The sequence below is a fragment of the Pseudomonas sp. TNT3 genome (genome assembly GCF_010095445.2).
Taxonomy (GTDB): domain Bacteria; phylum Pseudomonadota; class Gammaproteobacteria; order Pseudomonadales; family Pseudomonadaceae; genus Aquipseudomonas.
Genome location: NZ_WFGV02000034.1, coordinates 1 through 13485 on the forward strand (window position 1 = coordinate 1; position 13485 = coordinate 13485).

Genomic DNA, 13485 nt, shown 5'->3' on the forward strand with positions numbered 1-13485 from the left:
CGGCCGGTTGTTGCCAAAACCGGTCATTCGGATGCCGCCGCACTGCTGGCGAACATCGCCGCCCTGGCCAACGAAGGCAAAAGCGCCGAGGCCCGGGCTGCGTGCGAACGTTATTTGCGCAGTCACGAACCGGTTGCCCAAGTGTTTTACTGGTTGGGATTGCTCAGCGATGTCGCCGGTAGCGCCCTTGAAGCCCAAGGGTTTTATCGCAAGGCGCTGTACCTTGAACCCCAACACCCCGACGCGTTGATGCACCTGGCAGCCTTGCTGCAATCCCAGGGCGACACGGCGGGCGCCAGACGATTGCAGGACCGCGCCGCCCGTAGCGAGCGCGCCGCTGACAGTGAGCGCAAACGATGAACGCCTCCGACGCCTTGAGCGTAACTCACGACGATGCCCAGGCCATCGATGACTGCTGGAACCGCATCGGTGTCCATGGCGACAGGTCCTGCCCGCTGCTGAGCGAACACATTCATTGCCGCAACTGCGCTGTCTACTCGACCGCTGCCACGCGTTTGCTCGATCGCTACGCCTTGCAGCAGGAAGACCGCGGACAGGTGTCCAGCGCGGTCGAAAGCGATGTCAAAACCCGATCGCTACTGATGTTCCGCCTCGGCGAAGAATGGCTTGGTCTGGCCACCCGTACCTTGGTGGAAGTGGCGCCGCTGCAGGCTATTCACTCGTTACCCCATCAACGCTCCCGGGCCTTGCTCGGTGTGGCCAACGTGCGCGGCGCGCTGGTGGCCTGCCTGTCGCTGGTCGAGCTGTTGGGGCTCGATGCGGTTGGCAGCGTCGTGTCCGGGGCACGGGTGATGCCGCGCATGCTGATCATCGCCGCCAACGGTGGTCCCGTGGTGGTGCCGGTGGACGAGGTCGATGGCATTCATGCCATCGACGAGCGAATCCTCGACGCGGCGTCGCGTTCCGGGACACAGGCCAGCAGCAAATACACCCATGGCGTGTTGCAGTTCAAAGGTCGCAGCCTGCGTTGGCTCGATGAAGAGCAACTGTTGTCCGCCGTGACCCGGAGCCTTACATGACCCCTGAACAGATGCGCGACGCCTCGTTGCTGGAACTGTTCAGCCTGGAAGCCGAAGCCCAGACGCAGGTGCTGAGCGCGGGCTTGCTGGCACTTGAACGCGACCCGACTCAGGCCGATCACCTTGAGTCGTGCATGCGTGCCGCGCACTCGCTCAAGGGCGCTGCGCGGATCGTTGGCGTCGATGCCGGTGTCAGTGTTGCCCACGTCATGGAAGATTGCCTGGTCAGCGCGCAGGAAGGGCGTCTGTACCTTCGGCCAGAACATATCGACGCTTTGCTGCAAGGCACCGATCTGCTCATGCGCATTGCGACGCCTGATCACGCGCCGAGCCCGGCGGACATTGAAGCCTATGTGGCGCTGATGACACTGTTGCTGGACCCGCTGGCACTGGCTCCACCCATCAGCACACCGATCGCGCCGTTCATGGCCGAGCCTGAACCCGAAGCACCTGCTGCACCGATCGAGGTGCCGATCCCGGTCGTCGAGCCGCTGCCGGTGGCGCCCACCGAGTCGCCACCGAAAAACAGGCGCACCACGGAAAATGGCGAGCGAGTCCTGCGGGTCACGGCCGAACGCTTGAACAGCCTGCTCGATCTGTCGAGCAAGTCCCTGGTGGAAACCCTGCGGCTCAAACCGCATCTGGCGACCATGCAGCGCCTCAAACGCACGCAAAGCAACGGCTTGCGCGCGCTGGAAAATCTCAATGTGCACCTCAAGGACCACGCCTTGAGCCTCGAAGCCCGGGAAGCCCTTGAGGATGCTCGTCGGTTGCTGGCGGAATCCCAGCAGTTGCTGGTGGAGAAAAACGCCGAGCTGGACGAATTCGCCTGGCAAGCCAGTCAACGCGCCCAAGTGTTGTACGACACGGCGCTGGCGTGCCGCATGCGACCCTTCGCCGACGTGCTGACCGGGCAAGTACGCATGGTCCGCGACCTGGGTCGCAGCCTGGGCAAACAGGTGCGGCTGGAGATCGAGGGCGAGAAAACCCAGGTCGATCGCGACGTATTGGAAAAACTCGAAGCGCCGCTGACTCATCTGCTGCGCAACGCTGTCGACCATGGCATCGAATCTGCGGAGCAACGTCTGTTGGCCGGCAAGCCCGCTGAGGGCTTGATCCGACTGCGCGCCTCACACCAGGCCGGTCTGCTGGTGCTGGAACTTAGCGATGATGGCAACGGCGTCGACCTGGAAAAGGTCCGCCGCAGCATCATCGAGCGTCAATTGTCCCCGGCGGAAACCGCCGCGCAGTTGAGTGAAGAAGAGCTGCTGACGTTCCTGTTCCTGCCGGGTTTCAGCTTGCGCGACAAGGTCACCGAGGTTTCCGGGCGGGGGGTCGGTCTGGATGCGGTCCAGCATATGGTCCGTCAGCTGCGGGGCGCGGTGGTGCTGGAACAGACGGCGGGCGAGGGCAGTCATTTTCACCTCGAAGTGCCGCTGACACTGTCAGTGGTGCGCAGCCTGGTGGTGGAGGTCGGTGACGAGGCGTATGCGTTTCCGCTGGCTCACATTGAACGCATGTGCGATCTCGAACCTGCGGACATCGTTCAGGTCGAGGGCCGTCAGCATTTCTGGCACGAAGGCCGACATGTCGGGTTGGTCGCGGCCAGCCAATTGCTGCAACGGCCGGCCAGCCAGAGTGCGCAGGAGACGCTCAAGGTCGTGGTCATCCGCGAGCGCGAGGCGATTTACGGCGTGGCTGTCGAGCGGTTCATCGGCGAACGCACCCTGGTGGTGCTGCCGCTGGACGAGCGGCTGGGCAAGGTGCAGGACATCTCCGCCGGGGCTTTGCTCGACGACGGTTCGGTGGTGTTGATCGTCGACGTTGAAGACATGCTGCGTTCGGTGGACAAGCTGCTCAATACCGGTCGCCTGGAGCGCATTGCGCGTCAGGGCAATCAGGTCGTCGAAGCGGCTCGCAAACGGATTCTGGTGGTCGACGACTCGCTGACGGTGCGCGAACTGCAGCGCAAACTGTTGCTCAATCGCGGCTACGATGTGGCCGTGGCGGTCGACGGAATGGATGGCTGGAATGCCCTGCGCTCGGAGGATTTCGATCTGCTGATTACCGACATCGACATGCCGCGCATGGACGGCATCGAACTGGTGTCGTTGATGCGGCGGGACAACCGTCTGCAATCGCTGCCGGTCATGGTGGTGTCCTATAAAGATCGCGAAGAAGACCGCCGTCGTGGACTGGACGCGGGAGCCGACTATTATCTAGCCAAAGCCAGTTTTCATGACGACGCCCTGCTTGATGCAGTGGTTGAGCTCATCGGAGGAGCGCGGACATGAAAATCGCAATCGTCAACGACATGCCCATGGCGGTAGAGGCTCTGCGCCGCGCCCTGGCATTCGAACCGGCGCATCAGGTGATCTGGGTCGCCAGCAATGGCGCCGAGGCGGTTCAGCGTTGCGCTGAAAACACGCCGGACCTGATCCTGATGGACCTGATCATGCCGGTGATGGATGGCGTCGAAGCCACACGACGGATCATGGCCGAGACCCCGTGCGCCATCGTGGTCGTCACCGTCGACCGCCAACAGAACGTGCATCGGGTGTTCGAGGCCATGGGGCATGGCGCGCTGGACGTCGTCGATACCCCGGCGCTCGGTGCCGGCAACGCCCAGGAAGCGGCGGCGCCGTTATTGCGCAAGATCATGAACATTGGTTGGCTGATCGGCGACAAAGGCAACCGGGAACGTCCGGCGCCGAGTCCGCTGCGCAGTTCGGGTTCGCGGCAGCGGCTGATCGCCATTGGCTCGTCCGCGGGCGGGCCGGCTGCGCTGGAAGTGCTGCTGAAAGGGCTGCCACGGGATTTCCCGGCAGCCATTGTGCTGGTGCAGCACGTGGACCAGGTGTTTGCGGCCGGCATGGCCGAGTGGCTCAGCAGTGCCAGCGGCCTCAACGTGCGCCTGGCCCAGGAAGGCGAGCCACCGCAAAGCGGAACAGTGCTGCTGGCCGGCACCAATCATCATATTCGCTTGTTGAAAAACGGTACGCTGGCGTACACCGCTGAACCGGTCAACGAGATTTATCGGCCCTCGATCGACGTGTTTTTCGAAAGCGTGGCCAATTACTGGAACGGTGATGCCGTCGGCGTGTTGCTCACGGGCATGGGACGCGATGGCGCGCAGGGCCTCAAGCTCATGCGCCAGCAGGGCTACCTGACGATTGCTCAGGACCAACAAAGCAGTGCGGTTTACGGAATGCCCAAGGCAGCAGCGGCTATCGACGCGGCCTCGGAAATTCGCCCACTGGACAAGATAGCGCCACGATTGCTGGAGATTTTCGCTAAATGACTATTCTTGGCAGCAATCCTGGCTTCGGCAGTACTCAGGTGATCGCACATGAATGATTTACAGCTCGACGATTTCAAGACCGATGAAAACGCCGCCATGGTGTTGTTGGTGGACGATCAGGCGATGATCGGCGAGGCCGTGCGACGTGGGTTGTCGAATGAAGAAAATATCGACTTCCACTTTTGTGCGGACCCACATCAGGCGATCGCCCAGGCGATTCGCATCAAGCCGACGGTGATCCTGCAGGATTTGGTGATGCCCGGTCTCGATGGCCTGAGCCTGGTGCGCGAGTACCGCAATCACCCGGCGACCAAGGACATTCCGATCATTGTCCTGTCGACCAAGGAAGACCCGCTGATCAAAAGCGCGGCCTTCGCGGCGGGGGCCAACGATTATCTGGTGAAGTTGCCCGACAACATCGAGCTGGTGGCGCGCATCCGCTATCACTCGCGCTCCTACATGACCCTGTTGCAGCGTGACGCGGCTTACCGCGCATTACGCGTGAGCCAGCAGCAGTTGCTTGATACCAACCTGGTCCTGCAGCGGCTGATGAACTCCGACGGCCTGACCGGACTGTCGAACCGTCGTCACTTCGATGAGTACCTGGAGCTGGAATGGCGACGCTCGTTGCGTGACCAGACTCAGCTGTCGTTGTTGATGATTGATGTGGATTACTTCAAATCCTACAACGACAGCTTCGGTCACCTGGAAGGCGATGAGGCGCTGCGCAAGGTCGCCACGTCGATTCGCGATGCCAGCTCCCGTCCTTCTGATCTGCCGGCCCGTTACGGCGGTGAAGAGTTCGCGCTGGTGCTGCCCAACACGTCACCGGGTGGCGCGCGACTTGTGGCGGAAAAACTCCGGCAGACCGTCGCGGCCCTGAAAATCCCGCACAACGCACCGGCAGAAGGCTCGAGCCTGACCATCAGCATCGGCCTGTCGACCATCACCCCGCAGCAGGGCAGCGATTGCCGGCAACTGATCCTGGCGGCGGACAAGGGTTTGTATGCGGCGAAGAACAATGGGCGTAATCAGGTGGGGATTGCGTAGAGATAGATGGGGAGTTTGAACTCGCTGCCCCAGACCGGGAAAATCCCCTGTGGCGAGGGGATTTATCCCCGTTGGGCTGCGAAGCGGCCCCAGCATCCGGCCAAATAGATTGAGTTGACCGGACTTGCGACTGCTGCGCAGCCGAACGGGGATGAATCCCCTCACCACAGAACACCCTGCATTCGATTGAATCATTCACCCCTAAAGCCGCCAGGCGGGCTGCCTTGACAGCCTGATTACGGTATACTCGCCGGCTTTCAAAAGTTCGCCAACGAGTGCTGCCCGCCATGGAAATCAACCCGATCCTTAACAGTATCAAGGACCTGTCCGAGCGCTCCGAAACTATTCGGGGGTATCTTTGACTACGATCAAAAGCATGAGCGTCTGACCGAAGTCAATCGCGAGCTTGAAGATCCGTCTGTCTGGAACAACCCGTCGTACGCTCAGGAACTGGGTCGCGAGCGCTCCCTGCTGGCCCAGATCGTCGAAACCCTCGACGAAATGCACAGCGGCCTGGCTGACGCCAAAGACCTGCTGCTGATGTCCGCCGAAGAAGAAGACCAGGCTGCCGTCGATGACGTCGCCGCCGAAGTCGAGCGCCTTCGCGAATCCCTGGAAAAACTCGAATTCCGTCGCATGTTCAGCGGTGAGATGGACGCCAACAACGCCTACCTGGACATCCAGGCCGGCTCTGGCGGTACCGAAGCCCAGGACTGGGCCAACATCCTGTTGCGCATGTACCTGCGCTGGGCTGACAAGCGCGGCTTCGACGCGACCATCATGGAACTGTCCGCCGGTGAAGTCGCCGGGATCAAGGGCGCTACCGTGCACATCAAGGGCGAGTACGCCTTTGGCTGGTTGCGTACCGAAATCGGCGTGCACCGCCTGGTTCGCAAGAGCCCGTTCGACTCTGGCAACCGTCGCCACACCTCGTTCTCGGCTGTGTTCGTGTCGCCGGAAATCGATGACAACATCGAAATCGACATCAATCCGTCGGACCTGCGCATCGACACCTACCGCTCCTCCGGTGCCGGTGGTCAGCACGTAAACACCACCGACTCGGCCGTACGTATCACTCACGTACCGTCCAACACCGTGGTGAGCTGCCAGAACGAACGCTCCCAGCACGCTAACAAAGACACCGCGATGAAAATGTTGCGGGCGCGCTTGTACGAGCAGGAAGTGCAGAAGCGCAACGCTGCCTCGCAAGCGTTGGAAGACACCAAGTCGGACATCGGCTGGGGTCACCAGATTCGCTCGTACGTGCTCGATGCCTCGCGGATCAAGGATTTGCGCACTAACATCGAACGCAGCGACTGCGACAAGGTGCTCGACGGCGACATTGACGAATACCTGGTGGCGAGCTTGAAACAAGGCCTGTAAGGCATGCAATACAGGATCGACTGACACACATCGATCCTTGTAGGAGCCGGCCTGCCGGCGATCCCCAGGCCACAGGCCTGGGGGCAACGAACCTGTGATGGAATATTTAAAGACATGAGCGACCAACAACTCGACCCGCAAGCCCTGCAACAGGAAGAAAACTCCCTGATCGCACTGCGCAAGGAAAAGCTGGCTGCCGAGCGCGCCAAGGGCAACGCCTTCCCGAACGACTTCCGCCGCGACAACTACTGCGATGCGCTGCAGAAGCAGTACGCGGACAAGACCAAGGAAGAGCTGGCCGAGGCTGCGATTCCGGTCAAGGTTGCCGGTCGTATCATGCTCAACCGTGGCTCGTTCATGGTGATCCAGGACATGACCGGTCGAATCCAGGTCTACGTCAACCGCAAGACCCTGTCCGAAGAAACCCTGGCCGCGGTGAAAACCTGGGACATGGGCGACATCATTGCCGCTGAAGGCACCCTGGCCCGTTCCGGCAAGGGCGACCTGTACGTCGAAATGACCAACGTGCGCCTGCTGACCAAGTCCCTGCGTCCACTGCCGGACAAGCACCACGGGCTGACCGACACCGAGCAGCGCTACCGCCAGCGTTACGTTGACCTGATCGTCAACGAAGACGTGCGCCAGACATTTCGCGTGCGCTCGCAAGTGATTGCTCACATCCGCACCTTCCTGATGCAGCGTGACTTCCTGGAAGTGGAAACGCCGATGCTGCAAACCATTCCGGGCGGCGCGGCAGCCAAGCCGTTCGAAACTCACCACAACGCATTGGACATGGGCATGTTCCTGCGTATCGCGCCGGAGCTGTACCTCAAGCGCCTCGTGGTTGGTGGTTTTGAGAAAGTGTTCGAGATCAACCGCAACTTCCGTAATGAAGGCGTTTCGACTCGTCACAACCCTGAATTCACCATGTTGGAGTTCTACCAGGCGTACGCCGACTACGAAGACAACATGGACCTGACCGAAGAACTGTTCCGTGAGCTGGCGCAGCTGGTTCTGGGCAGCACCGACGTGCCTTACGGCGACAAGGTGTTCCACTTCGGCGAACCGTTCGTGCGTCTGTCGGTGTTCGACTCGATCCTCAAGTACAACCCTGAGCTGACCGCTGACGACCTGAACGACATCGACAAGGCTCGCGCCATCGCCAAGAAAGCCGGCGCCAAGGTGCTGGGCTTCGAAGGCCTGGGCAAGCTGCAGGTGATGATTTTCGAAGAGCTGGTCGAGCACAAGCTGGAGCAGCCGCACTTCATTACCCAGTACCCGTTCGAAGTGTCGCCGCTGGCTCGTCGCAACGACGACAACCCGAACGTCACCGACCGTTTCGAGCTGTTCATCGGTGGTCGTGAAATCGCCAACGCCTATTCCGAGTTGAACGACGCGGAAGACCAGGCCGAGCGCTTCATGGCGCAGGTAGCCGACAAGGACGCCGGCGACGACGAAGCCATGCACTACGACGCCGACTTCGTTCGCGCGCTGGAGTACGGCATGCCGCCAACGGCCGGCGAAGGTATCGGCATCGACCGTCTGGTGATGCTGCTGACCAACTCCCCGTCGATCCGCGACGTGATCCTGTTCCCGCACATGCGGCCGCAAGCGTAAGTGTTTTAGTTAAAAAGCCGCCTTTCAAGGCGGCTTTTTATTGCCTGTCTGGTACAAACGTATCAACTTGTTACTTTCATGTGAGAGGAAATACCTGTCGTGATTCGTGCAATGGCTCAAGAAGGTGCAGCGGGTATCGCCACTGCGGTCGCTGAAAGTGTTCAGTACCAGGGTCGCAAGGCCAGCCGACAGGGCAGCGAGCAGCGTCGACAGGACATTCTCGATGCGGCCATGCGCATTGTCGTGCGCGAAGGCGTGCGGGCTGTACGTCATCGAGCAGTGGCTGCTGAAGCGGGCGTGCCGTTATCGGCCACGACCTACTATTTCAAAGACATCGACGACTTGCTCACCGATACCTTCGCTCAGTATGTGGAGCGCAGCGCGGCGTTCATGGCCAAGCTGTGGGTGAACAACGAAGGCCTGCTGCGCGAGATGGTGGTCAGCGGCGACGGCAGCCCCGAGTCTCGCTCGCAGTTGGCGGATGATATTGCGCGGTTGATGGCGGACTATGTTCACCACCAATTGGTGAGCCGCCGCGAACATCTGATGGCCGAGCAGGCGTTTCGTCAGGAGGCGTTGTTGAACCCGCGCCTGGCGCAGTTGGTGCGCTCGCATCAGCAAATTCTCCTGCAGGGTACGTGTCAGCTTTTCGAGGTGTTGGGTTCACGAGAGCCACAACAGGACGCCAAGGTGTTGACGGCGATTATCGGACGGATGGAATATCAGGGCCTGCTCAACGACGCCGAGCCTGCTGCCGAAGCGGAAATGCTCGGTATTCTCAATCGCTACATGCATTTGGTATTGGCGTCGGTATAACTCTGTGGGAGCCGGGCGTGCCCGCGAGGGTGATCTGACATTCACCATGGATGTCGTCTGACACACCGTCATCGCGGGCAAGCCCGGCTCCCACTGATCGGTGTTTTGTTCATAGGGAGTGTTGAATGAAAACCTGGCGTGTCGTTGTGATCGCCTTGTCGTTCCTGCTGCTCAGTGGCTGCCTGGTGACCTTCAAGGAGCCGCTGCCCGAAAGCGATCCCGCGCCTAAAGGTTTGCTTGGCAAATGGACCAGCACCAACGCCTGGGGCGAGCCGATGGACCTGGAGCTCAGCCGCCTGGGCGACAGCCGTTATCAGGCCGTCAGCTATTTCAAGGCCAAACCCAAAACCCGCGAAGCCTATGCTTTCACCGTGTCGCGCCATGGCGATCGCTGGTACCTGTCAGCCAAAGTCCCGGCGCAATTTGGCGGGCATTTCATCATTGCCGGCTTCGAACTCAACGATCAGCATGAATTGGTGGTCTACAACCTCGATCTCGATCAGATCAAACAAGCTCTGGGCCAGAAAGTCTTCAGCGGCGAAGGCTTCCAGACCGACGACGGCGAGGGAGTACTGATCGACTCCCGCATGGATCAGGTTTTCGCCTGGCTCGATGATCCGGCCAATTCCGATGTCTTCGTCGAAGCGGTGCGTTATCAGCGCCTGGCCAGAGCCAAATAAATTCAGTGTTTACGGTTTGACTACAGGAGTTTCGGGTGGACGATTACCAGCAGACGATACGCATATTGTCCGATCGCATTGTGCTGGCACAGACACCGATTCGCGTCCTCGATGCGGTCAAATGGGATGACAGCATCCGCAAGGGTTTCCTCAAGGCCAAAGGCAAGGAAATGCCGGCGGTGGACCGCGATTACTACCTTAATCGGCCGCTTTCCTTCGACTCCAGCAAAGTGAAGCTGGAGTTCCAGAACATCGAGCGCGACATCACCCGCCAGCTTGGCCAGTTCAACCCGGTCGGGCAAATCATGCGACGCATGTGCAAGGAATACCGCATGGTGGTGCGCATGCTCGAAGCACGCGGTACCGAGGATTTCGGGCTTATTTCCCAAGAGCTGTACGGCGCGGCGTCCGACGCGTTCCACGCCGGCGACCCGACCTTGTCCGATCTGGGCTTGATGCTCTCCGATTACCTGAACAATATTGACGGCCGCGGCGACCTGAAGGACGAGCCGAAAACGCTCACCGCCAAGGACGCCGTGAATTTATTGCAAACCCGGTTGAGCAAAGTGTTTGGCGAGGCCGAGGAAACCATTCGCGTATTCGAGTCCGACGGCATTGTCGCGGACGCGGCGGCGGGCGCGGATTACATCAAGATCCGCACTGACGCGATGTTCAACGAACGTGATGTGCGTGCTCTGGAAGTTCATGAAGGTCTGGTGCACGTCGGCACCACGCTGAACGGCCTGAACCAGCCGATTTGTACCTTTCTCTCCAAGGGCCCGCCTTCTTCGACGGTGACCCAGGAAGGCCTGGCGATCCTGATGGAAATCATCACCTTCGCCTCGTACCCGAGTCGCTTGCGCAAACTGACCAACCGCACCCGCGCCATTCACATGGTGGAGGAGGGGGCCGACTTCCTGCAGGTGTACGAATTCTTCCGTGAGCAAGGCTTCGAAATGCCGGAAAGCTACGGCAACGCCAGCCGCGTGTTCCGTGGCTCGGTGCCCAACGGTTTGCCATTTACCAAAGACTTGTCCTACCTCAAGGGCTTTATCATGGTTTACAACTACATTCAGTTGGCCGTGCGCAAGGGCAAGCTTGAGCAGATTCCGCTACTGTTTTGTGGCAAGACTACGCTGGAAGACATGCGTACCCTGCGCCAGTTGGTGGATGAAGGCCTGGTGGTGCCGCCCAAGTATTTGCCTGAACAGTTCCGCGACATGAACGCGCTGTCGGCGTGGATGTGCTTCTCCAACTTCCTGAACCACCTGAGCCTGGACCGGATCGAAGCGGATTATTCCAATATCCTTTGAGTACAACACCAACCCTGTGGGAGCGGGCTTGCCCGCGATAGCGGTCTAACATTCACATCCAGGTTGTATGACACACCGCTATCGCGGGCAAGCCCGCTCCCACAGGTTATTCATTTTCCACGAAGTCGTATTTCAACTCGTATTTGCGAGGTTTCAACGGATGAGAATCCTCGGCATCCTCTGCCTTCTCCTGACCCTGGGCGGTTGCAGTTCGCTGCTGTTCTATCCCGAACCAGGCCAGTTGTTCACGCCGGAAAAAGCCAAACTCGAGTACCGTGAAGTCACCCTGACCACCGCCGACGGCCTCAAGCTGAACGCCTGGTGGCTGCCCGCCAAACAAGGTGTCGAGGTCAAAGGCACGGTGCTGCACCTGCACGGCAACGGCGGCAACTTGCCGATGCACCTCGGCGGGAGCTGGTGGTTGCCTGAAGAGGGGTATCAGGTGTTGCTGGTGGACTATCGCGGTTATGGCTTGTCCGAGGGTGAGCCGAGCTTGCCGGCGATCTATAAGGACATCGATGCGGCATTCAAATGGCTCGACCAAGCGCCCGAGGTCAAAGGTAAACCGCTGATCCTTCTCGGCCAGAGTCTCGGTGGTTCGATGGCCGTGCATTACCTGGTCCAGCACCCGGAACGCCAGAAACAACTCAAGGCGTTCGTGCTCGACGGAGTGCCCGCCAGTTACCGCAGCGTCGGCCAGTTTGCCTTGAGCACCTCCTGGCTGACCTGGGCGTTTCAGGTGCCATTGTCCTGGCTGGTGCCGGACGGTGACAGCGCGATCAACTCCATGGCTCAGCTCAATGGCGTGCCGAAACTGATCTACCACAGCATCGACGATCCGATCGTGCCCCTTTCCAACGGCATCCGACTGTATCAAGCTGCGCCGCCGCCGCGAGTGCTGCAACTGACCCGTGGCGGTCATGTGCAGACGTTCGCCGACCCGGTCTGGCGCAAAGTCATGCTGCGCTACCTTGACGATCCGCAGCATTTCAACGGCCTGCGCCGCCTGGGTGAAATCCCCAATTACCCGGCAACCCCGAATTCTGAAGATGAACCACCAGAGAGTCCGCAATGAGTGAAGAACGTAACGCCATCCCGCTGATCATCACCGGTATTTGCAGCATCCTCGGCACCGTCGCCGCCCTGTGGTGGTACGGCTACCTGCACTTCGCCAAACCCGAAGATGCGCTGCTGCTCAGCGACTTCACCATGCTCAAGACCGTGCCGGGCGAAGACTACAAGGTCTCCCTGGACCCGGCTCCGCAAGTCGCGCAGTGCATTGATGGAGTGCTGGTGCTGTTCGACACCGAGCAAAAAGGTTTGACAGGTGTGTTGATCAACGGCCAGAAAAAAGCGGTGCGGTGCATGGGGCAGGAAACGCCGCAGAAGCTGGAGCAGTAACTTCGTTTTGATCTTCAACAAAAAGCCCCGCCTGATCAGATCAGGCGGGGCTTTTAGTTACAGCGTGAGGCTTAGTTCGAGCTAACAGCCGAACGCGGGATCACTGGCTGGTTGTCGTTGGAAATGGTCACTTCCACACGACGGTTCATCGCACGACCCGAGACGCTGCCGTTTTCAGCAACCGGGTATTCCTTGCCATAACCCTGGGCAACGATGCGCGCTGGATCAACGCCCATTTTCACCAGAGCCATACGCACGGAGTTGGCGCGACGCTCGGACAGCGACTGGTTGTAGCTCGCTGCACCGGTGCTGTCGGTATAGCCTTCAACAATCACCTTACGGTCCGGGTTTTCCTGGAGGAACTGCGCCAGTTTGTTGATGTTCACCAGACCGCTGGATTTCAGGTCAGCCTTGTTGGTGGCGAACAATACGTCACCGAAGGTCACCAACGTACCGCGGTCGGTTTGCTTGGCGTTCAGGCTGTCCTGCAGCTGTTTGATCTGCTGGTCGCGAGCATCCAGGCGGGCCTGGGCACGTTGGGCGGATGCGTTTTTCAGATTCGCTTCAGCCGTGCGCAGGGCGATGGTCTGCTTCGCCACTTCAACACGCTGGTTGGTCAGGTAAGCCAACTGATCAACTGTCGATGCGTCTTCTTTATCCAGGTAAGCCTTGTTGGCCTTGTCCAGGTAGTCACTGGCGTCCTTGGTTTCCAACGCTGCGACTTTGCTCGCTTGCGGGTTGGTCTGCAGACCGCTGTAGTTGGTGCGAGCGTTTTCCAGGTTCTGGTTCGGCGGCGTGGAGCAGGCAGCCAGTGCAACGCTTGCGGCCAGGAGAGCAGGGATCATCAATTGTTTACGCATAATAATTCGTCCTTTCTATCGATT

The 13485-nt window shown here is 59.9% G+C and carries 13 protein-coding genes; 12 read left to right on the plus strand and 1 reads right to left on the minus strand.

The features are described 5' to 3' along the window. From GBC55_RS19280 to GBC55_RS19335, 12 genes are all read left to right on the plus strand, one after another. Positions 1–360 (plus strand): tetratricopeptide repeat protein (locus GBC55_RS19280; protein ID WP_348650982.1); only part of this gene is annotated, 360 nt, incomplete at its 5' end. Then, a complete protein-coding gene (locus GBC55_RS19285) occupies positions 357–1040 on the plus strand; it encodes a chemotaxis protein CheW (protein WP_162441181.1) in 684 nt (227 codons plus the stop codon). The genes GBC55_RS19280 and GBC55_RS19285, both read left to right, overlap by 4 nt. Beyond that, positions 1037–3334, plus strand: coding sequence for a hybrid sensor histidine kinase/response regulator (locus tag GBC55_RS19290; protein ID WP_162441182.1), 2298 nt, complete (start codon positions 1037–1039; stop codon positions 3332–3334). Before GBC55_RS19285 ends, GBC55_RS19290 begins: the two co-directional genes overlap by 4 nt. Then, the gene (locus GBC55_RS19295; protein ID WP_247266953.1) at positions 3331–4341 is read left to right on the plus strand and encodes a chemotaxis response regulator protein-glutamate methylesterase; all 1011 of its coding nucleotides are present in this window, start codon (positions 3331–3333) and stop codon (positions 4339–4341) included. Before GBC55_RS19290 ends, GBC55_RS19295 begins: the two co-directional genes overlap by 4 nt. 48 nt (positions 4342–4389) lie before the next feature. Then, positions 4390–5391, plus strand: a complete 1002-nt coding sequence (locus tag GBC55_RS19300) for a PleD family two-component system response regulator (RefSeq protein ID WP_162440795.1) — start codon at positions 4390–4392, stop codon at positions 5389–5391. Positions 5392–5678: 287 nt separating this feature from the next. Further along, positions 5679–6774 (plus strand): peptide chain release factor 2 gene (prfB, locus tag GBC55_RS19305; protein ID WP_150630852.1). Its coding sequence is split into 2 segments (ribosomal slippage): positions 5679–5750 and positions 5752–6774, totalling 1095 coding nucleotides; the frame shifts between segments, so codons are not numbered across the junction. A 114-nt stretch (positions 6775–6888) separates the two neighbouring features. After that, the gene (gene lysS, locus GBC55_RS19310; RefSeq protein ID WP_162440796.1) at positions 6889–8391 is read left to right on the plus strand and encodes a lysine--tRNA ligase; all 1503 of its coding nucleotides are present in this window, start codon (positions 6889–6891) and stop codon (positions 8389–8391) included. Positions 8392–8490: 99 nt separating this feature from the next. After that, a complete protein-coding gene (locus GBC55_RS19315; RefSeq protein ID WP_178114348.1) occupies positions 8491–9207 on the plus strand; it encodes a TetR family transcriptional regulator in 717 nt (238 codons plus the stop codon). Positions 9208–9332: 125 nt separating this feature from the next. Next, the gene (locus tag GBC55_RS19320) at positions 9333–9887 is read left to right on the plus strand and encodes a hypothetical protein (RefSeq protein WP_162440797.1); all 555 of its coding nucleotides are present in this window, start codon (positions 9333–9335) and stop codon (positions 9885–9887) included. Between the two features lie 35 nt (positions 9888–9922). Beyond that, positions 9923–11200: a flavohemoglobin expression-modulating QEGLA motif protein gene (locus tag GBC55_RS19325; protein ID WP_162440798.1), complete on the plus strand. Its 1278-nt coding sequence runs from the start codon at positions 9923–9925 to the stop codon at positions 11198–11200. 160 nt (positions 11201–11360) lie between these two features. Beyond that, entirely contained in the window at positions 11361–12275 is a 915-nt protein-coding gene (locus GBC55_RS19330) for an alpha/beta hydrolase (protein WP_162440799.1), read from the plus strand. Continuing rightward, positions 12272–12601, plus strand: a complete 330-nt coding sequence (locus GBC55_RS19335) for a hypothetical protein (RefSeq protein WP_162440800.1) — start codon at positions 12272–12274, stop codon at positions 12599–12601. The genes GBC55_RS19330 and GBC55_RS19335 overlap by 4 nt, the downstream gene beginning before the upstream one ends. A 71-nt stretch (positions 12602–12672) precedes the next feature. Here GBC55_RS19335 and GBC55_RS19340 read toward each other — a convergent pair whose 3' ends face one another. Beyond that, positions 12673–13461, minus strand: coding sequence for an OmpA family protein (locus GBC55_RS19340; RefSeq protein WP_162440801.1), 789 nt, complete (start codon positions 13459–13461; stop codon positions 12673–12675). Positions 13462–13485: the final 24 nt, after the last annotated feature.

Excerpts from the sequence above, each read along its gene's own strand:
- GBC55_RS19285 (WP_162441181.1), top strand. The coding sequence starts at position 357 with ATGAACGCCTCCGACGCCTTGAGCGTAACTCACGACGATGCCCAGGCC.
- GBC55_RS19320 (WP_162440797.1), top strand. The coding sequence starts at position 9,333 with ATGAAAACCTGGCGTGTCGTTGTGATCGCCTTGTCGTTCCTGCTGCTC.
- GBC55_RS19300 (WP_162440795.1), top strand. The coding sequence starts at position 4,390 with ATGAATGATTTACAGCTCGACGATTTCAAGACCGATGAAAACGCCGCC.
- GBC55_RS19340 (WP_162440801.1), bottom strand. The coding sequence starts at position 13,461 with ATGCGTAAACAATTGATGATCCCTGCTCTCCTGGCCGCAAGCGTTGCA.
- GBC55_RS19335 (WP_162440800.1), top strand. The coding sequence starts at position 12,272 with ATGAGTGAAGAACGTAACGCCATCCCGCTGATCATCACCGGTATTTGC.
- GBC55_RS19330 (WP_162440799.1), top strand. The coding sequence starts at position 11,361 with ATGAGAATCCTCGGCATCCTCTGCCTTCTCCTGACCCTGGGCGGTTGC.
- GBC55_RS19290 (WP_162441182.1), top strand. The coding sequence starts at position 1,037 with ATGACCCCTGAACAGATGCGCGACGCCTCGTTGCTGGAACTGTTCAGC.
- GBC55_RS19295 (WP_247266953.1), top strand. The coding sequence starts at position 3,331 with ATGAAAATCGCAATCGTCAACGACATGCCCATGGCGGTAGAGGCTCTG.
- lysS (WP_162440796.1), top strand. The coding sequence starts at position 6,889 with ATGAGCGACCAACAACTCGACCCGCAAGCCCTGCAACAGGAAGAAAAC.